Source organism: Rhizobium phaseoli, assembly GCF_003985125.1.
Classification (GTDB): domain Bacteria; phylum Pseudomonadota; class Alphaproteobacteria; order Rhizobiales; family Rhizobiaceae; genus Rhizobium; species Rhizobium phaseoli.
Genome location: NZ_ML133595.1, coordinates 1 through 19,152, shown reverse-complemented (window position 1 = coordinate 19,152; position 19,152 = coordinate 1). Strand labels below are relative to the sequence as shown.

General features: G+C 62.5%; 16 protein-coding genes. 14 read left to right on the top strand and 2 right to left on the bottom strand.

The window, feature by feature from the left end:
* The first annotated feature begins 6 nt into the window (after positions 1-6).
* From murG to murB, 3 genes are read left to right on the top strand one after another with little or no spacing between them, the layout of a single operon-like run.
* Positions 7-1,131: an undecaprenyldiphospho-muramoylpentapeptide beta-N-acetylglucosaminyltransferase gene (gene murG, locus EFD56_RS29245; protein WP_085742889.1), complete on the top strand. Its 1,125-nt coding sequence runs from the start codon at positions 7-9 to the stop codon at positions 1,129-1,131.
* On the top strand, positions 1,128-2,543 hold the full coding sequence (gene murC, locus EFD56_RS29240; protein WP_004668815.1) for a UDP-N-acetylmuramate--L-alanine ligase: 1,416 nt from the start codon (positions 1,128-1,130) through the stop codon (positions 2,541-2,543). Before murG ends, murC begins: the two co-directional genes overlap by 4 nt.
* Positions 2,540-3,514, top strand: coding sequence for a UDP-N-acetylmuramate dehydrogenase (gene murB, locus EFD56_RS29235; RefSeq protein ID WP_004668813.1), 975 nt, complete (start codon positions 2,540-2,542; stop codon positions 3,512-3,514). Before murC ends, murB begins: the two co-directional genes overlap by 4 nt.
* Positions 3,515-3,517: 3 nt before the next feature.
* Here the strand turns inward: murB and EFD56_RS29230 are convergent, their stop codons facing one another.
* Positions 3,518-4,447 (bottom strand): UDP-glucose 4-epimerase family protein, encoded by a 930-nt coding sequence (locus EFD56_RS29230; protein WP_085742888.1) that lies wholly within the window; start codon positions 4,445-4,447, stop codon positions 3,518-3,520.
* Positions 4,448-4,872: 425 nt separating this feature from the next.
* Between EFD56_RS29230 and EFD56_RS29225 the strand changes: the two genes are divergently transcribed.
* The 9 genes from EFD56_RS29225 to ligA all read left to right on the top strand — a co-directional run bounded on the left by EFD56_RS29225 (position 4,873) and on the right by ligA (position 16,767).
* A complete protein-coding gene (locus EFD56_RS29225; RefSeq protein WP_085742887.1) occupies positions 4,873-5,799 on the top strand; it encodes a D-alanine--D-alanine ligase in 927 nt (308 codons plus the stop codon).
* Positions 5,787-6,719, top strand: coding sequence for a cell division protein FtsQ/DivIB (locus EFD56_RS29220; protein ID WP_016733598.1), 933 nt, complete (start codon positions 5,787-5,789; stop codon positions 6,717-6,719). Before EFD56_RS29225 ends, EFD56_RS29220 begins: the two co-directional genes overlap by 13 nt.
* Positions 6,716-8,047, top strand: coding sequence for a cell division protein FtsA (gene ftsA, locus EFD56_RS29215; RefSeq protein ID WP_004668807.1), 1,332 nt, complete (start codon positions 6,716-6,718; stop codon positions 8,045-8,047). The genes EFD56_RS29220 and ftsA overlap by 4 nt, the downstream gene beginning before the upstream one ends.
* Before the next feature lie 56 nt (positions 8,048-8,103).
* The gene (gene ftsZ / locus EFD56_RS29210; RefSeq protein ID WP_064828056.1) at positions 8,104-9,834 is read left to right on the top strand and encodes a cell division protein FtsZ; all 1,731 of its coding nucleotides are present in this window, start codon (positions 8,104-8,106) and stop codon (positions 9,832-9,834) included.
* 262 nt (positions 9,835-10,096) lie between these two features.
* Positions 10,097-11,053: a UDP-3-O-acyl-N-acetylglucosamine deacetylase gene (lpxC, locus tag EFD56_RS29205; protein WP_004668803.1), complete on the top strand. Its 957-nt coding sequence runs from the start codon at positions 10,097-10,099 to the stop codon at positions 11,051-11,053.
* A gap of 265 nt (positions 11,054-11,318) precedes the next feature.
* The gene (locus EFD56_RS29200) at positions 11,319-12,188 is read left to right on the top strand and encodes an outer membrane protein assembly factor BamD (protein ID WP_004668799.1); all 870 of its coding nucleotides are present in this window, start codon (positions 11,319-11,321) and stop codon (positions 12,186-12,188) included.
* Between the two features lie 4 nt (positions 12,189-12,192).
* Entirely contained in the window at positions 12,193-13,866 is a 1,674-nt protein-coding gene (gene recN, locus EFD56_RS29195; RefSeq protein WP_004668797.1) for a DNA repair protein RecN, read from the top strand.
* Positions 13,867-13,951: 85 nt separating this feature from the next.
* Positions 13,952-14,479: a DUF6886 family protein gene (locus EFD56_RS29190; protein WP_004668795.1), complete on the top strand. Its 528-nt coding sequence runs from the start codon at positions 13,952-13,954 to the stop codon at positions 14,477-14,479.
* A 131-nt stretch (positions 14,480-14,610) separates the two neighbouring features.
* Positions 14,611-16,767 (top strand): NAD-dependent DNA ligase LigA, encoded by a 2,157-nt coding sequence (gene ligA / locus EFD56_RS29185; protein ID WP_064818629.1) that lies wholly within the window; start codon positions 14,611-14,613, stop codon positions 16,765-16,767.
* A gap of 32 nt (positions 16,768-16,799) precedes the next feature.
* On the opposite strand, the gene EFD56_RS29180 is transcribed toward ligA, so the two are convergent.
* Positions 16,800-17,336: a GNAT family N-acetyltransferase gene (locus EFD56_RS29180; protein WP_126906964.1), complete on the bottom strand. Its 537-nt coding sequence runs from the start codon at positions 17,334-17,336 to the stop codon at positions 16,800-16,802.
* 281 nt (positions 17,337-17,617) lie between these two features.
* Here EFD56_RS29180 and EFD56_RS29175 point away from each other — a divergent pair, with 281 nt between their 5' ends.
* Both EFD56_RS29175 and EFD56_RS29170 read left to right on the top strand, forming a co-directional pair.
* A complete protein-coding gene (locus EFD56_RS29175) occupies positions 17,618-18,208 on the top strand; it encodes a 3'-5' exonuclease (protein ID WP_085742884.1) in 591 nt (196 codons plus the stop codon).
* A gap of 109 nt (positions 18,209-18,317) precedes the next feature.
* Positions 18,318-18,809: a CreA family protein gene (locus tag EFD56_RS29170; RefSeq protein ID WP_126906963.1), complete on the top strand. Its 492-nt coding sequence runs from the start codon at positions 18,318-18,320 to the stop codon at positions 18,807-18,809.
* Positions 18,810-19,152 lie beyond the last annotated feature (343 nt).

Below are 19,152 nucleotides of genomic sequence, written 5' to 3'. Positions count from 1 at the left end.
GAGCTTATGAGCAAAGGCATCGTGCTGCTTGCCGCCGGGGGTACCGGCGGCCACGTGTTCCCGGCGGAGGCGCTGGCCTTCAAGCTGAAGGAGCGTGGCTACTCGGTGCATCTCGTCACCGACAGTCGCGCCGAGCGCTTTGCCGGCAAATTCCCGGCCGATGAAATTCACGTTGTGCCTTCGGCGACGATCGGTTCGAAGAACCCGGTTGCCGTCGCCCGCTCGCTGTGGACGCTGTGGAGCGGCATGCGGGCGGCCAAGCAGCTGATCCAGCGGCTGAAGCCTGTTATCGTCGTCGGTTTCGGCGGTTATCCCACCGTGCCACCGCTGCTGGCCGCCACGCGGCTCGGTATCGCCTCGATGCTGCATGAGCAGAATGCCGTCATGGGGCGCGCCAACAAGGCGCTGGCCCCGCGCGTCAAGGCGATTGCCGGCGGCTTTCTTCAGGAAAGCGGCGATGTTTTTTCCGACAAGACGGTTGCGACCGGCAATCCCGTGCGTCCGGCGATCCTTGCGGCGGCCGAACAGCCCTATCACCCCTCGCATCCCGGCGAGCCGTTCAATCTCGTCGTGTTCGGCGGCAGCCAGGGCGCGCAGTATTTCTCCAAGGCCATGCCGACGGCGATCAGCCTGCTCGACGACGGGCTACGTGCGCGGCTCCGTGTGACGCAGCAGGTGCGCCCAGAGGATATGGAGATGGTGCGCGGCTGCGTGGCGCAGCTGCAGATGGGTGCGGATATCGCGCCGTTTTTCAATGATATGGCAGAGCGTCTTGCCAAAGCGCATCTGGTGATCTGCCGCTCCGGCGCGTCCACGGTTTCGGAAATCTCCGTCATCGGCCGCCCGGCTGTGCTGGTGCCGTATCCGCATGCGCTCGACCATGATCAGGCGGCGAACGCCGCCGCACTGGCTGCGACCGGCGGGGCGAAGGTGATTGCTCAGTCCGAGCTTTCGCCGGAACGCATCGCCTCTATACTGAGCCATGTGATGAACGATCCGGAAAAGCTGTCGCACATGGCGGCTGCCGCCAAACTTGCCGGAAAACCGGATGCGGCAAACTTGCTTGCCGACATGGTTGAGGCTATTGCCGCCGGCAAGACAGTCTCAGAATTCAAGAGGACACGCGCATGAAACTGCCGAAGGCGATCGGTCTCGTCCATTTCATCGGCATTGGCGGCATCGGCATGAGCGGCATTGCCGAAGTGCTGCACAATCTCGGCCATAAGGTGCAGGGATCCGATCAGGCCGACAGCGCCAATGTCCAGCGCCTGCGTAACAAGGGCATCGAGGTCTTCGTCGGCCATCGGGCGGAAAATCTCGGTGACGCCGAGGTGGTCGTCGTGTCGACGGCGATCAAGAAGAGCAACCCGGAACTCATCGCGGCGCGCGAAAAGCTGCTGCCGGTGGTGCGCCGCGCCGAAATGCTCGCCGAGCTAATGCGCTTCCGCAATGCGATCGCCATCGGCGGCACGCACGGCAAGACGACGACCACTTCGCTGGTCGCGACCCTGCTCGAAGCCGGCGGGCTCGACCCAACCGTCATCAACGGCGGCATCATCAACGCCTACGGCACTAATGCCCGTATGGGCGAGGGCGAATGGATGGTGGTCGAGGCCGACGAATCGGACGGCACCTTCCTGAAGCTTCCGGCCGATGTCGCCGTCATCACCAATATCGATCCCGAACATCTCGACCATTACGGGAATTTCGATGCGGTGCGCGCCGCCTTCCGACAGTTCGTCGAGAACGTGCCGTTTTACGGCTTCGGCGTCATGTGCCTCGACCATCCCGAGGTGCAGTCGCTTGTCGGCCGCATCGAGGACCGCAAAATCATCACCTATGGCGAGAACCCGCAGGCCGACGTGCGTTTCAAGAACGTCCGCATCGATGGTACGCGCTCGATTTTCGACGTCGAGATCCGCCGCCGCCGCACCGGCCAGGTGACCGAGCTCAAGGGGCTGGTCATGCCCATGCCCGGGCGGCACAATATTTCCAACGCGACGGCGGCGATCGCCGTCGCCAACCGGCTCGGCATATCGAGCGTCGATATCGCCAAGGGGCTTGCTTCCTTCGGCGGCGTCAAGCGCCGCTTCACCTTGACGGGCGAATGGAACGGGGTGCAGATCTTCGACGATTACGGCCACCATCCGGTCGAGATCAAGGCGGTGCTGCGCGCTGCCCGCGAAGCCTGCAAGGGCCGCATCATCGCCGTCCACCAGCCGCACCGCTACAGCCGTCTGGCAAGCCTGTTCGAGGAATTCGCAGCCTGCTTCAACGATGCCGACAGCATTTTTCTGGCGCCCGTCTATGCTGCGGGTGAAGATGCGATCGAAGGCGTCGACTCCACGTCGCTCGTCTCGCGCATCAAATCCGGCGGCCATCGCGACGCCCGCTTCCTGTCTTCGGCCGAGCTTCTGCCGCAGATGGTTGCAGAGGTTGCAAAGCCTGGCGATTTCGTGGTTCTGTTGGGGGCTGGGAGCATCACATCCTGGGCAGCCGCACTGCCCAAACAACTGGAAGGCCTATCGGGAAAGTCCGCATGAAACAGGTGAATGGGGAAAAGCTTCTCGCGTCTCTCGGAGACGGTGTAAAGGATATCCGCGGTCGTATCACGCCGGATGCCCCCATGGACCGCGTCACCTGGTTCCGGGCCGGCGGTCTGGCCGAGCTGATGTTCCAGCCGCATGATGTCGACGATCTCATCGCCTTCCTGAAGATCCTGCCGGAAGAGGTGCCGCTGACGGTGATCGGTGTCGGCTCCAACATCCTGGTGCGCGACGGCGGCATTCCTGGAGTCGTGCTACGCCTGTCGGCCAAGGGCTTCGGTTTCGTCGAGCTGGCCGGTGAAAACCGCATCCTTGCCGGCGCCATCTGCCCGGACAAGCATGTCGCGGCGATGGCGATGGACAACGGTATCGGAGGCTTCCATTTCTACTACGGCATTCCCGGCGCCATCGGCGGCGCGGCGCGCATGAATGCCGGTGCCAACGGCGTCGAGACGCGCGAGCGGTTGGTCGAGGTCAACGCGGTCGACCGCAAGGGCAACAAGCATGTGCTTTCCAATGCCGAGATGGGCTATTCCTACCGGCATTCCGCAGCATCCGCCGACCTGATCTTCACCTCGGTACTGTTCGAGGGCTATCCGGAGGATCGCGCCCAGATCCGCGCCGAGATGGACGCCGTGCGCAATCACCGAGAGACGGTGCAGCCGGTGCGCGAGAAGACCGGCGGCTCGACCTTCAAGAACCCGCCCGGCCATTCCGCCTGGAAGCTGATCGACGAGGCGGGCTGCCGCGGCCTCGTGATCGGCGGCGCCCAGATGTCGTCGCTTCACTGCAACTTCATGATCAATATGGGGCAGGCGACCGGCTACGATCTCGAATATCTCGGCGAGCAGGTGCGCCGCGAGGTCTTCGAGAAAGACGGCATCAAGCTCGAATGGGAAATCAAGCGCCTCGGCGTCTTCATGCCTGGCCGCGAAGTGCGCCCGTTCCAGGGTGTCACCAGCGAATAATGGCTACTTCACTGCCAGTTTCAGGCCTTGGCGCGGCGTGACGACGGGCGTCCAGCCCAGAACCTTGCGTGCCTGGGATATGTCGACCTGCAGCGAACCGCAAAGGCGTTGATAGACGGCCTCCTTCCCGACAGCCTTCGCCGCCATGTGCAGCAACGCGGAGGGGAAGGGGAACAGCATCGTTTTGACGCCGAGCCCGGCGGCAATTCCTCGGATGAGCTCCGGGGTCGACAGGTCCTCACCGTCTCCGGCAAGGAAAATCTCGCCGCCGGCGGCGGGATGCGCCGCGCAGGTGATGATCAGATCGACGAGATTTTGCACCGCCACCAAGGTGCGGCGGTTCTTCAGTGAAGCGAAAGGGAGCGGTATCCGCTTGCGGACCAGCCCGACGAGAAGGGCGAAGTTGCCTCTCGCGCCTGGCCCGTAGACCAGCGGCGGGCGGATGATGACGACTTCCATGCCGGTGCGTGCGGCGATTTCGCGAAGGCCGATTTCGCTTTCCAGCTTCGAAATGCCATAGGGATCGATCGGCTTCGGCGCATCGTCATGCCCGAACGGGCGATCGTTCTCTTCGCCATTGACCTTGATGGTGCTGACGAAGACGAATCTCTTCACGCCCGCGCGGGCGGCTTGTTCGGCAAGGTTGAGCGTGGCGGCGGTGTTGGTCCGGCGGAATTCCGCCAGCGGATCGGCTGCGCGGTCATTCATGATGTGAACGCGGGCGGCAAGATGGAGAATGACGTCGACGCCTGCAAGTGCCGCCATCCAGTCGGTGCTGTCGGTCATTTCAATCGGAAAATGCCTGACATCATCAGGAAAGACAGATGTTTGGGATCTGGTGGTGACCACAAGATCGCAAATCTTCTCTGCATGCAGCCGCTCCACGAGTGGACTACCGACGAAGCCGGCCGCGCCGGTGACGAGGCATCGCATGATCTTCTCCCTGCTCAATCCATGCGCCTTCGCTAACCGGAAGTCAGACCCGCATCAATAAAAAAGCAGGGATGACGGCCCGCCGCGGCTCTCTGCATTAATCAATCAAGCTGCAGGCCGCCGTTGCGGGATGACATCTCAGTCCTTTGACTGAGTCCGTCGCAGTCCAGCGTCACACGATATCTTATTGAAGAGATGGGATTTTTCGCCGCTGCTCGAGTCCGCCTCGGGATGGTGCGGGAATGGCGGCGAGATGAGCAAAAGGTAAAAGATCGCGAATTTCCAGGACAGAAGTTAACGAAAGTAAACACTTCATTAACCATAATGATGCTCTAATGCATGCAGGTCGGACAAAGGCCCGAAACGACGCAGAAAGCTTCGCGCAAGCGTCGTTTTCAAAGTTGGAAGTTATTTTGGGGGTGTTGATGAGTCGCAAGCATGTCGCTGTCCTGATGGGCGGATTTTCCTCGGAACGGCCCGTCAGCCTTTCCTCGGGAAAGGCTTGCGCAGCAGCCCTCGAAGCCGAAGGCTTCAAGGTGACATGCATCGATGTCGCGCGCGACGTTTCCGAAAAGCTTGCGGCGCTGAAGCCCGATGTCGTTTTCAACGCACTTCACGGACCCTTTGGTGAGGATGGCACCATTCAGGGCATCCTCGAATATCTCGAGATCCCCTATACACATTCGGGTGTGCTTGCCTCGGCGCTGGCGATGGACAAGGACAAGGCGAAGCTCGTCGCTGCCGCTGCCGGCATTCCGGTTGCCGAATCACAGGTTGTCAACCGATTCGCCTTTCCTTCGACGCATCCGATGAAGCCGCCCTATGTGGTGAAGCCGGTTCGCGAGGGGTCGAGCTTCGGCGTCGTCATCGTTACCGAAGATCAGGCGCATCCACCGCAGGTCGTCAGCTCGCCCGATTGGCATTATGGCGAGGACGTTCTCGTCGAGCGCTATGTCTATGGCCGCGAGCTCACCTGCGGCGTCATGGGCGACGTCGCGCTTGGTGTCACCGAGGTGGTGCCGCAGGGACACAATTTCTATGATTACGATTCCAAGTATGCAGCGGGCGGTTCAAAACACGTCATCCCGGCAAAAATTTCACCGAATATTTACCAAAAAATACAAACATTGGCCCTAAGGGCGCATCAGGCAATCGGTTGTCGCGGCGTCAGTCGGTCCGACTTTCGTTACGACGATCGTTTCTCCGAAGACGGCGAAATCATCTGGCTGGAGGTCAATACCCAGCCAGGTATGACTCCAACCTCGCTCGTGCCCGAAATGGCCGGCCATGCCGGTTATTCCTTTGGTGAGTTTCTCCGGTGGATGGTGGAGGACGCGTCTTGTTTGCGTTGACGGTCAAGAGGATAGGGCGCCCCAGCCATCATGCCGTGCTTCCGACCGTGGAAGCCGAAGAGCGATTCGTCCTGCCGCGTCCGCTGCGTCGCGTCACTCGTTTCCTGATCAGCCTCGGCAGCGGCCGTATCTATATCCCGGCCCATACGGGCACCGTTTCGGCGCTGGCCTTCCTGGCTGCGACGGGGCTTTACGGCATGTCGCTCGGCGGTCACACGGAAGCCGTCGCCCAGGCGACGACGACGGCGGCCGGTTTTGCAATCGAGGACGTCAAGGTCTCCGGCAATTCGGAAACCTCCGAAATCGAGATCCTGCAGCTGATCGGCCTCGACGGCACGACCTCGCTGGTTGCACTCGACGTCGATGCCGCTCGCCGGAAGATCGCCCATCTTCCCTGGGTCGAAAGCGTCGAGGTCCGCAAGGTCTATCCGAAGACGATCGAGGTGAAGCTCAAGGAGCGCCAGGCCTATGCAATCTGGCAGCACGGGCAGGAGCTTTCGCTGATCGAAAAGAACGGCAGCGTCATTGCGCCGCTGCGCGACAACAAATTTTCGTCGCTGCCGCTCGTCGTCGGTCGCGATGCGGAAACGGCAGCGGCTTCGCTCGATGACGCCTTCTCGAAGTGGCCCGACGTGAAGGCGCGCGTGAAGGCTTATGTCTGGATATCCGGCCGTCGCTGGGACCTGCACATGGATAATGGCGTCGTCGTCAAGCTGCCGGAAGACGGCATCGACCAGGCGCTGGCGACGCTGTCGGCGTTCGACAAGCAGCATCAACTGCTGGAGCGCGACATCGCTGCGGTCGATCTGAGATTGCCGGACAGAACCGCCATCCAGCTGACGCCGGAAGCGGCGGTTCGCCGGCAGACGGCGGTAACGGAGCGTACCAAAGAATTGAAGAAGGCGGGGCAGAATATATGAGCTTGTTCGGTTCATCCCATTTCGGATTGCCGCGCCTGAAGCCGCTTTCGTCGAAGCGGTCGCATATCGTTTCGGTGCTCGACATCGGCTCGACCAAGGTGGTCTGCATGATCGGCCGGCTGACGCCGCGCGAGGAAAGTCAGATCCTGCCGGGACGCACGCACAATATCGAGATCATCGGCATCGGCCACCAGCGCTCTCGGGGTATCAAGACCGGCGTCATCGCCGACCTCGACGCGCTGGAAGGCGTCATCCGTCTCGCCGTCGATGCGGCCGAGCGCATGGCCGGGCTGACCGTCGAGAGCCTGATCGTCAACCTGACGGCCGGCCGCCTGGGCAGCGACATCTATACCGCGACGATCGATCTCGGCGGCCAGGAGGTCGAGCTCAACGATCTGAAGAAGGTGCTGTCGGCTGCCTGCCAGCAGTCGCTGCGCCAGGATCGTTCGGTGCTGCATTCGCTGGCGACCGGCTTCTCGCTCGACGGCGAGCGCGGCATCCGCGATCCGCTGGCGATGTACGGCGACGCGCTCGGCGTCGACATGCATGTCGTCACCGCAGAGCGCTCGGCGCTCAAGAATCTCGAGCTCAGCGTCAACCGCGCGCATCTGTCGGTCGAAGGTATTGTCGCGACGCCCTATGCATCGGGCCTTGCCGCTCTGGTCGACGACGAGGTCGAACTCGGCTGCGCGGCGATCGACATGGGCGGCGGCACGACGACCATTTCGGTCTTTGCCGAAGGCAAGCTCGTTCATACGGATGCCGTCGGCCTCGGCGGCCATCACGTCACCACCGACCTGGCGCGCGGCCTTTCGACCCGCATCGAGGATGCGGAACGTCTGAAGGTCGTGCACGCCTCGGCCCTTTCGAATTCCTCCGACGAGCGCGAGCTGATCTCGATCCCGCCGATCGGCGAGGACGATCGCGACCAGCCGTCGCAGGTGCCGCGGGCACTGGTTTCACGCATCGTTTCGGCGCGAATCGAAGAGACGATGGAGCTGATCCGCGACCGCATCCAGCGCTCGGGTTTCAGTCCGATCGTCGGCAAGCGCGTCGTCTTGACCGGCGGCGCAAGCCAGCTGACCGGCCTTGCCGAGGTGGCGCGGCGCATCCTTGCCCGCAACGTCCGCATCGGCCGTCCAATGGGCGTTTCGGGGCTGCCGACGGCGGCCAAGGGGCCGGCCTTTTCGACGGCCGTCGGCCTGATGATCTATCCGCAGGTCGCGGACATGGAGACACATGCGTCACAGAGCGGTCTGCTCATGTCGCTTGGGGGAAATAACAGCCGCATAGCCCGGATGGGCCAGTGGCTGAAGGAAAGCTTCTGAAATTTGAGTAATTGGCCGGCGTGGCGATGCGGCCAGAGAGAGAAGGAACAGGTACCATGACCATCAAGCTGCAAAAGCCTGACATCACAGAGCTGAAGCCGCGCATCACCGTGTTCGGCGTCGGTGGCGGTGGCGGCAACGCCGTCAACAACATGATCACCGCCGGCCTCCAGGGCGTCGACTTCGTCGTCGCCAACACGGATGCCCAGGCGCTGACCATGACGAAGGCCGAACGGGTCATCCAGCTCGGCGCCAACGTCACCGAGGGCCTCGGCGCAGGTTCGCAGCCGGAAGTCGGCCGCGCGGCCGCCGAAGAGTGCATCGACGAGATCATCGATCACCTGAACGGCACGCATATGTGCTTCGTCACCGCCGGCATGGGCGGCGGCACCGGCACGGGCGCTGCGCCCGTCGTTGCACAGGCCGCCCGCAACAAGGGCATCCTGACGGTCGGCGTCGTCACCAAGCCATTCCATTTCGAAGGCGGCCGCCGCATGCGCCTCGCCGAGATGGGCATCCAGGAACTGCAGAAGTCTGTCGACACGCTGATCGTCATTCCGAACCAGAACCTCTTCCGCATTGCCAACGACAAGACGACCTTCGCCGACGCCTTCGCGATGGCCGACCAGGTTCTCTATTCGGGCGTTGCCTGCATTACCGACCTGATGGTGAAGGAAGGTCTCATCAACCTCGACTTCGCCGACGTCCGCTCGGTGATGCGCGAAATGGGCCGCGCGATGATGGGCACCGGCGAAGCCTCCGGCGCCGGCCGTGCACTGCAGGCCGCCGAAGCCGCGATCGCCAACCCGCTGCTCGACGAAACCTCGATGAAGGGCGCCCAGGGCCTGTTGATCTCGATCACCGGCGGTCGCGACCTCACGCTCTTCGAAGTCGACGAAGCCGCGACCCGTATCCGCGAGGAAGTCGATCCGGACGCCAACATCATCCTCGGCGCCACCTTCGACGAATCGCTCGAAGGCATCATCCGCGTCTCGGTCGTCGCAACCGGTATCGACCGGGCGATCAGCGAAGCCGCGGAACGCAACTTCCAGCCGGTTGCAAAGCCCGCTATCCGTCCTTCCGCGGCTGTTGCTCCGGCAGCGGCCGCAGTCCAGCCTGCGCCGGTGATGCAGGCACCAAAGGCCATTGATCCGATCGCGCAGACCATCCGCGAAGCCGAGATGGAACGCGAGCTCGAAATCCCGGCCCCGCGTGCCGCCGCGCCGCTTCAGCAGCCGGCTGCACAGCAGGAAGTCTTCCGCCCGCAGAGCAAGATCTTCGCGCCTGCACCGGAAGCTCCGGCCATGCGTCCTCAGGTGCAGCAGCAGGCTCCGGCGCCGGTGATGAGCCAGCCGGTGATGAGCCAGCCCATCCAGCAGCAGCCCATCCAGTCGCAGCCGGTCCGGCAGGAGCCGATCATCCGTCAGGCGGCTGAACCGGTTCGCATGCCGAAGGTCGAAGACTTCCCGCCGGTCGTCCAGGCCGAGCTCGACCACCGCACGCAGGCGGCTTCCGCGCATGGCCAGGAAGAGCGCGGCCCCATGGGTCTGCTCAAGCGAATCACCAATTCGCTCGGACGCCGCGACGATGACGCGGTTGCCGCCGACATGACCGCCGCACCGCCGGCCGCTTCCCAGCAGCGCCGTCCGCTGTCGCCGGAGGCAAGCCTCTACGCGCCGCGCCGCGGCAATCTCGACGATCAAGGTCGCGCGGTTCCGCAGGCCCGGATGATGCAGGAAGATGACCAGCTGGAAATTCCGGCATTCCTGCGCCGCCAGTCGAACTGAGATCGGCGCTTCGGCACCGTTCATGCCCGGGATCCAGGTCCCGGGCATTGCTGTTTTTCGGCCTCGGATTCCCCAGCAAATTCAATCGCGTGACTTCGTAACAATGCGAAAGAAACAGTGATTTGGATTGGAGGGCCGGCGCACGTAAGTATGGTGCAAGGAAACTGCGCTAGGAGACTCTTCAACGAGGCTCCTGTTGCAGAACGAATGAGAACCGCACCGTGGGACAGATCACTGGAGCGGAAGAATAAAGGCAGATTTTATGGCAATTGGCTTGCTGGGTTTTCAAACGACGGTATCGCGTCCCGTGACGCTCTCAGGCATCGGGGTCCATTCGGGTGCGAATGTCTCGATCACGCTGAACCCGGCGGAATCGGACACCGGCGTCGTTTTCCAGCGCCTGCACGACAATGGCGATGTTACCGAACTTAAGGCCGTCTCTTCGCAGGTGGGCAATACCGACCTCTGCACCGTGCTCGGCTTTTCGCCGACGCATTCGGTCGCGACGATCGAACATGTCATGGCCGCCATCTATGCGCTCGGCCTCGACAATGTGGTGATTGAAGTGCAGGGCGCCGAAATGCCGATCATGGACGGCAGTTCGCTGCCTTTCGTCGAGGCGATCGAGCAGGCCGGTCTTGTCTCGCTCGGCGTCAAGCGCCGCTATATTCGCATCACCAAGCCGGTACGAATCGAGCATGGCGGATCCTGGAGCGAATTCCGTCCCTATGACGGCACGCGCTTCGAGGTCGAGATCGATTTCGACTGCCCGCTGATCGGCCGGCAGAAATGGGCCGGCGACATGAGCGCAACGGTCTTCAAGACCGAGCTTTCCCGCGCCCGCACCTTCGGCTTCATGCGCGATGTCGAGCGGCTCTGGGCTTCGGGCCATGCGCTCGGCTCGTCGCTCGAAAATTCCGTCGTCATTTCCGATGACAACACCGTCATCAACGTCGAAGGGCTGCGTTACGCCAAGGACGAGTTCGTCCGCCACAAGACGCTCGATGCCGTCGGCGACCTGTCGCTCGCCGGCGTCCAGTTTATCGGTTGCTACCGTTCCTATCGTGGCGGCCACAAGATGAATGCCAATGCTTTGAAGGCGCTGCTCGCCGATCCCTCCGCTTATGAAGTGGTCGAGACGTCGACGCCGCGCCAGCGCGTCGCTGCTCGGGAAATGATCGCCGTCAGCGCTTCGGAATTCGCTCCCTGGTCGGCATGACCTCCAGCATATTCTTAAGACCAGGCCGCCTCTTTCCCGGAGGCGGTTTTTTTATGTCCGCTCGCGTTCCGGCGATTGGTATTTTCCGGCAGATGCTTAGCCGCGTGGCTCGGGAAGAAGAGGAAAAGCCGGTCATTCTGCCGCTGCTGCCACAAAAATGCGTTAATGCCTTATCATTGCGTTGCTCTTGATGCACATTTGTGGCTAGAAACGCCAGCGAGGCGTGGCTGCCGAGGAGCGAGCGGCGGCAGTGGGGTTCTTTGGAATGGGTTATGCAGGATCTGAAGGTATGATGAAGACAGCGCGCGCTTTGTTCGCATCGCTTCTGGTGCTCAGCGCAGGCGCCTCGATATCCGGCTGCCAGTCGGACCCCGATATCGACATCACCAAGCTCGGCCTCGAAACCGACCCGCCCGACGTGCTCTACACCCAGGGCCTTGCCAATATGAAGGCCGGCAACATGGCGGAAGCGGCACGCAAGTTCGACGCCATCGACCGCGAAAACCCGTTCTCCGAATGGGCGCGCAAGGCGCTTGTGATGAGCACCTTCGTCAAATATCGCCAGGGCAAGCTCGACGACGCGCTGGCCTCGGGCAACCGTTACATGGCGCAATATCCGAAGTCCCAGGATGCCGCCTATGTGCAGTATCTCGTCGGTCTCACCTATTCCAAGCAGATCGTCGACGTGACGCAGGACCAGCGCGCCGCCGCCAAAACGATCGAGGCGATGCAGGCCGTCGTCGACAACTATCCGAACTCCGAATATGTCGACGACGCGCAGGCCAAGATCCGCTTCGCGCGCGACCAGCTCGCCGGCAAGGAAATGCAGATCGGCCGCTACTATATGGAGCGGAAGGAATATCTCGCTGCGATTTCGCGCTTCCGCATCGTCGTCGAGAAATATCCGAACACCAACCAGATCGAAGAGGCGCTCGCCCGTCTCGTTGAAGCCTATTACGCCATGGGCATCGTCGACGAAGCGCAGACCGCGGCAGCCGTACTTGGTCACAACTACCCCGACAGCCAGTGGTACGCCGATTCCTACAAGCTGCTGCAGACCGGTGGCGCCGAGCCGCGTGAAAACAAGGGCTCGTGGATCGCTGCGGCAGGCAAGAAACTCCTGCTCGGTTCCTAAGTCCATGCTGATCCAGCTTTCGATCCGCGATATCGTCCTGATCGAGCGGCTGGATCTTGCCTTCGAGACCGGCCTTTCCGTGCTGACGGGTGAGACCGGAGCGGGCAAATCCATTCTGCTCGACAGTCTTTCGCTGGCGCTCGGCGGGCGTGGCGACGGCGGCCTTGTGCGCCATGGCGAGGACAAGGGCCAGGTGACGGCGGTGTTCGACGTCGGCACGGACCACGGCGCTCGCGCGCTGCTCAGAGAAAACGGCATCGACGATGAGGGCGATCTGATCTTCCGTCGCCAGCAATCGGCGGACGGGCGCACCAAGGCCTATGTCAACGACCAGCCGGTCAGCGTGCAGCTGATGCGCCAGGCCGGCCAGATGCTGGTCGAGATCCACGGCCAGCATGACGATCGCGCCCTTGTCGACACCAATGCCCACCGCACGCTGCTCGATGCCTTCGCCGGCCTCACCGACGAGGTCTCGGAGGTTGCCCGCCTCTATCGCCTCTGGCGCGACAGCGAGCGGACGCTGAAGAAGCACCGAGAGAAAGTGGAGAGTGCTGCGCGCGAAGCCGATTACCTGCGTTCTTCCGTCGACGAGCTTCAAAAGCTGTCGCCGCAGGACGGCGAAGAGGAGGAGCTCGCCGAAAGCAGGCAGAAGATGATGAAGGCCGAGCGGATCGCCGGCGACATTGCCGAAGCTTCCGAATTCCTGAACGGCAATGCTTCGCCGGTGCCCCATATCGCCTCGCTGGTGCGCCGGCTGGAGCGCAAGAGCCATGAGGCGCCGGGACTGCTCGAAGACACCGTGACGCTGCTCGATGCCGCGCTCGATCAGCTTTCCAACGCCCAGATGGAAGTCGAGGCAGCGCTGCGCAAGACCGAATACGATCCCCGGGAGCTGGAGCGGGTGGAGGAGCGGCTGTTCGCGCTGCGGGCCGCGTCGCGCAAATATTCCGTGCCGGTCACCGAGCTGCCGGCGCTTGCCGTTCGCATGATCGCCGATCTTGCCGATCTCGACGCGGGCGAAGAAAAGCTTGCGCGGCTGGAAGCCGAGGTCGGCCTGGCGCGGGAGAATTACGATACCGCGGCACGCGCACTCTCCGACAAGCGCCATCATGCCGGCACGGCGCTGGCCGCGGCCGTCATGGCCGAGCTGCCGGCGCTGAAGCTCGAACGCGCCCGTTTCATGGTCGAGATCACCACCGATCCGCAGGAGGCGCTTGCCGAAGGCATCGACGTCGTCGAGTTTCATGTCCAGACCAATCCGGGCACGCGGCCGGGCTCGATCATGAAGGTCGCCTCCGGCGGCGAACTGTCGCGTTTCCTGCTGGCGCTGAAGGTGGCGCTCGCCGATCGCGGATCGGCGCCGACGCTCGTCTTCGACGAAATCGATACCGGTGTGGGCGGCGCCGTGGCCGATGCGATCGGCCAGCGACTGAAGCGCCTCTCCGATCGGGTGCAGGTTCTATCGGTCACGCATGCGCCGCAGGTCGCCGCCAGGGCGGCGACACATCTTTTGATCTCCAAGGGGCCGGCGGCCGAGGGCTCCGAAAAGATCGCCACGCGGGTGGCGACGATGGCGCAGACGGACCGCACCGAGGAGATCGCCCGCATGCTGGCCGGTGCGTCGGTGACCGAAGAGGCGAGGGCGGCCGCCAAGCGGCTGCTGGCCGGCAACGGCTGATCGCCTAACCCGATTTAAGGCTGCAGCGTGACAAGCACTGCGCTTCGCGCTATGCGCATCTTTCCGATCCGAGCGATCCGTTGCCATGCGCCTTTTCCATTTCAGCGATGATCCCGATATCCCGGTGTTTGAGCCGCGCCCTGTTCTCATTCCCACGGTTCGCCCGGTAGGCCGGGAATGGCTGAACGGTCCGCTCGTCTGGGCGATCGATGGCGATCATGATTTCATGTATCTCTTCCCGCGTGACTGCCCGCGCATCCTGATCTGGGCAAAACCCGAAACACCGGAGACGGAGCGGCGGCACTGGCTCGGTGACTGGCGCGCTGTCGCCTTCGTCGAGCGTCATTGGCTGGAAAGGCTCAAGGCAGAGACGATCCATCGCTACGAGATGCCCGTTGAGGATTTCGAAGACCTTGACGATGCGGGCATGTGGGTGTCGCGCAGACGCGTCAGTCCGACGGAGCGGATGGCCATGTCGCGGCTCGATCGCGAGTTTGCGCCGCGTGGGGTGGAACTTCGGATGGTCGATAGTCTCCGGCCGCTGAAGGGCCTCTGGACCACCGGCCTACATGTCAGCGGCATTCGGCTGCGCTATGCGCGGGATTGGTCATAGGGCGGAGAGGTGGGCGGCCTGTCCGATAGCGGGACATCCGGCATGCAGCATATCCACCCTCTCTTTTCATCCTGCAATTTTGCTCTAAAAACGATGCAGATTTCTAGCCAGATTCTCTGGAGTGATGTTCCATGTCCACCGAAGGTTCCGCCGTCGACACATTGACGATCGAAGAGGCTGCCGCCGAGCTTGAGCGGCTGGCCAAGGAGATCGCGCATCACGATGCGCTCTATCACGGCAAGGACCAGCCGGAGATATCGGATGCCGATTACGACGCGCTGAAGCGCCGGAATGATGCGCTGGAGGTGCGGTTTCCCGAACTGATCCGCGAGGACAGCCCGTCGCGGCACGTCGGCGCCGCTCCCTCCGTCACCTTTTCGCCGGTCGTCCATGCGCGGCCGATGCTGTCGCTCGACAACACGTTTTCGCAGGAGGACGTGCAGGATTTCGTCGCCGGCGTCTATCGCTTCCTCGGCCGCCTGCCGGACCAGTCGATCGCCTTTACCGCCGAACCGAAGATCGACGGCCTGTCGATGTCGATCCGTTACGAAAACGGCAGGCTGGTTACGGCCGCCACGCGTGGCGACGGCACGACGGGGGAAAACGTCACCGCCAATATCCGTACCATCGCCGAAATTCCGAATGAGTTGCCGAAGGGCGTTCCTGCCGTGGTGGAGATTCGCGGCGAGGTCTATATGGCCAAGAGCGATTTCCTGGCGCTGAACCGGCAGATGGAGGCGGAGGGCAAGCAGACCTACGTCAATCCGCGCAATACCGCCGCCGGATCGTTGCGCCAGCTCGACGCCAAGGTGACGGCCAGCCGCAAGCTGAAATTCTTCGCCTATGCCTGGGGCGAGATGGCGGAGATGCCTGCCGACACGCAGTTCGGCATGGTGCAGACCTTCAAGGACTGGGGTTTTCCGGTCAACCCGCTGATGAAGCGGCTGAATTCGGTCGCCGACATCCTGGCGCATTACGACGAGATCGGCCTCGAGCGCCCGGATCTCGATTATGACATCGACGGCGTCGTCTATAAGGTCGACAGCCTGGAATTACAGCAGCGCCTCGGCTTCCGCTCGCGTTCGCCGCGCTGGGCGACGGCGCACAAGTTTCCCGCGGAACAGGCCTTCACCGAGGTCGAGAAGATCGAGATCCAGGTCGGCCGCACCGGCGCGCTGACGCCGGTGGCGCGGCTGAAGCCGATCACGGTCGGCGGTGTGGTCGTCACCAATGCGACGCTGCACAACGAGGATTACATCAAGGGCATCGGCAATAGCGGTGAGCGTATCCGGCCGGAGGAACACGATATCCGCGAGGGTGATACGGTCATCGTCCAGCGCGCCGGCGACGTCATTCCGCAGATCCTCGACGTGGTGATGGAGAAGCGGCTGGCCGAGGCAAAGCCCTACGAATTCCCGAAGACCTGCCCGGTCTGCGGCTCGCATGCCGTGCGCGAGGTCAACGAGAAGACCGGCAAGATGGATTCGGTGCGCCGCTGCACCGGCGGCTTCATCTGCCGGGCGCAGGCGACGGAGCATCTGAAGCACTTCGTCTCGCGCAACGCCTTCGATATTGAGGGGCTCGGCTCCAAGCAGATCGACTTCTTCTTCGAAAACGAGGATCCGTCGCTGCAGATCCGCACCGCGCCGGAGATCTTCACCCTGGAGAAGCGGCAGCAGAATTCGCTGACCAAGCTTGAGAATATCGACGGCTTCGGCAAGGTCAGTGTCGGCAAGCTCTATGCGGCGATCAACGAACGGCGCAGCATTGCGCTCCATCGCTTCATCTATGCGCTCGGCATCCGTCATGTCGGCGAAACCACGGCGAAGCTGCTGGCGCGCTCCTACGGCACTTACGAAGCCTTTGCGACGGCGATGAAGGAAGCAGCACCGCTGTCCGGCGATGCCTGGAACGATCTCAACGCCATCGAGGGCATCGGCGAGGTCGTGGCGCGTGCCATGGTCGAATTCTACAAGGAGCCGCGCAATGTCGAGGTGATCGGCAGCCTGCTCGTCGAAGTAACGCCCGCGGAGGCTGAACAGCCGGTGACGGCAGGAAGCCCGGTCGCCGGCAAGACCGTGGTCTTCACCGGCTCGCTGGAAAAATTCACTCGCGACGAGGCGAAGGCGAGGGCGGAAAGCCTCGGCGCCAAGGTGGCGGGCTCGGTGTCGAAGAAGACCGACATCGTCGTCGCTGGTCCTGGCGCCGGCTCCAAGCTCGACAAGGCGCGCGAGCTCGGGGTGCAGACCATGGACGAGGATGAGTGGCTGGCGCTGATCAGCGGGTGAGAAGATGACGGCGGGCCGTCAGCCTGGTTCGCTCAAGGTCTCAGCCTCGCCATGGTATAGGCGTCGACATACTCTCCCGATCGAAAACCGAAGGCCCTCAGCAGACCTTCCCGCTCGAAGCCGAATTTCTCATAGAGGCCGATGGCAGCGTGGTTGTCGGTATAGACGGTCAGTTCCAGCCGCTTGACGTCAAGCCAGTCGTCGGCGGCCTCGACCATGGCGCCGAGCAGGATGCGTCCGAAACCGCGGCCGGTGAAATCGTCATGCACGCCCATGCCGACGCTTGCGACGTGCTGCCGGCGGCCGCCGAGGCGATTGAGGCCGCAATTGCCGACAATCTTGCCGTCGAGCGTGACGACAAGGTTGAGCGCGCCGGCTGACGGATTTTCCATATTTTTGCGAACCTCTTCGACCCTTTGGTAGGGCGGCCGCAACGTGCCGGCGCGGTAGTCCGGCAAATTCATGAGATCGGTAAGTTCTTCCGCATCGGAAAGGCGGACTGAACGCACCAGGATGCCGTCCGGCAGGCGCGCTCGGCGGCTCGGTTCATTCTCTTCATTTTCGGACATTGGATGCTCTCCTTAAGGTTCAGGAGGAGAGCCGAGTTTCGAAACCCTGCTCGCCTCGGCAGGGTTTTCGGGATGATCGGATCGCTGCTAACGCGCCATTGCTCCCGCGTACCCTGCAAGGGTCATGGTGTGATGGATGAGCGCAGCCATGGTTACGGAACCGATCATGGGTAGCAATCTTGGATATCTGCGCGGAAATGTCAACCACAGGGCGTATCGAATTTGCGCGACCGCACGCGGGGCGGTATTCCTGTGGCCGGGGAACGATTCGGTATGCAGCATTGAAGACCATTGCGATTGATTTCGAGACGGCAAACGAGCAGCGCGGCAGCGCCTGTTCCGTCGGCCTCGCCTGGATCGAAGAGGGCAGGGTGACGCGCGTCGAGGAACGGCTGATCCGGCCGCGCGACATGCGCTTTTCCGGGATGAATATCGCCATCCACGGCATCCGGCCGGAGCATGTCGAGGATGCGCCTGAGTTTCCCGAGGTGATGGACGAGTTTCATGAGGATATCAGCGGCGCGACGATGATCGCGCACAACGCGGCCTTCGATTTTAGCGTCTGGCGGGCGAGCCTCGATCTCTACCGGCAATCCTATCCGGAACTCACCTATCTTTGCAGCCTGAAGATGGCGCAGCGGATCTGGCCGCATTTCCTCTCCCATCGGCTGAACCTGATCGCCGAGTATCTCGGCCTGCGTTTCATGCACCACAACGCCGCCGAGGATGCTGCGGTCTGCGCGGCAGCCGCGATCGAGATGGCCAAGGCGGTCAAGGCGAAAGCCGTCGCGGCGATCCCGGCACTAATCGGCATGACGCCCGGACGGCTGACGGCGCGTGGCTACGCGCCTTGCACCTGCCGAAAGGCCTGAGTCATTGCTTGCAAAGCACGGGCGCGTGCCTATCTAGAATTCGCCAATTCAAAGCGATAGAGCGCTTTCAGCACGTCCCGTCGAACGTGCGGCGCTCCAGGGAGACGCCATGTCCAAGCCGCGCAATCTTTTCCTCGCCGCCTTCTCCTTCGCCGCCCTTTCCGCTGGCGCCGTCTCGGCCGAAGTCGTCGGCAAGGTCGGCGTCGACTGGATCGGCAACGACATCATCGTCGAGGCGCTCTCCGATCCCGAGGTCAAAGGTGTCACCTGCCACGTCACCTATTTCGATCGCAGCCTGATCGACCGCTTCAAGAACGGCAACTGGTTCGAAGATCCGTCCAACAGTTCCATCGCCTGCCGGCAGACCGGACCGATCGAGATCGGCAATATCGACCTGTCCAAGGACGGCAGCGAGGTGTTCCGCCAGGGCATGTCGCTGATCTGGAAGACGCTGGTCGTCAACCGCATCTACGACAAGGCGAACGACACGCTGATCTATCTCGCCCATTCCCGGGAGCTGACGGATGGATCGGCGAAGATGTCGATTTCGACGATTCCGCTCTATGGGCAGAACGTGACCTGGAAGAATGGGAAGCCGTAGGGCTAAGCACGTCGGATATCTGGTCGTTCGTAAAGACCCCGCCCCAAACCCCTCCCCACAAGGGGGAGGGGCTTAACTTGCCGCACCGACTTCCAGATCTTCGATGTTTCGCGAGAAGCGCGGCGGAGACTCGGGCTAGTCCCTACCTCCTATGGGGAGGGGTTTGGGGCCAGGTTTTTAGATTCGGAAAGCCGCCGACCGCATCAAACAAAAAGGCCCGGACGATGAACTGACCCCCGAAAGTTGGACATCCACCTTCGGGGGTTTTGCATGTCCAAATACAGCCTGGCTTTCAAGCAGTCTGTTGTTGAGTTTTACGGGAATGGCGAGCGTAGCTATCAAG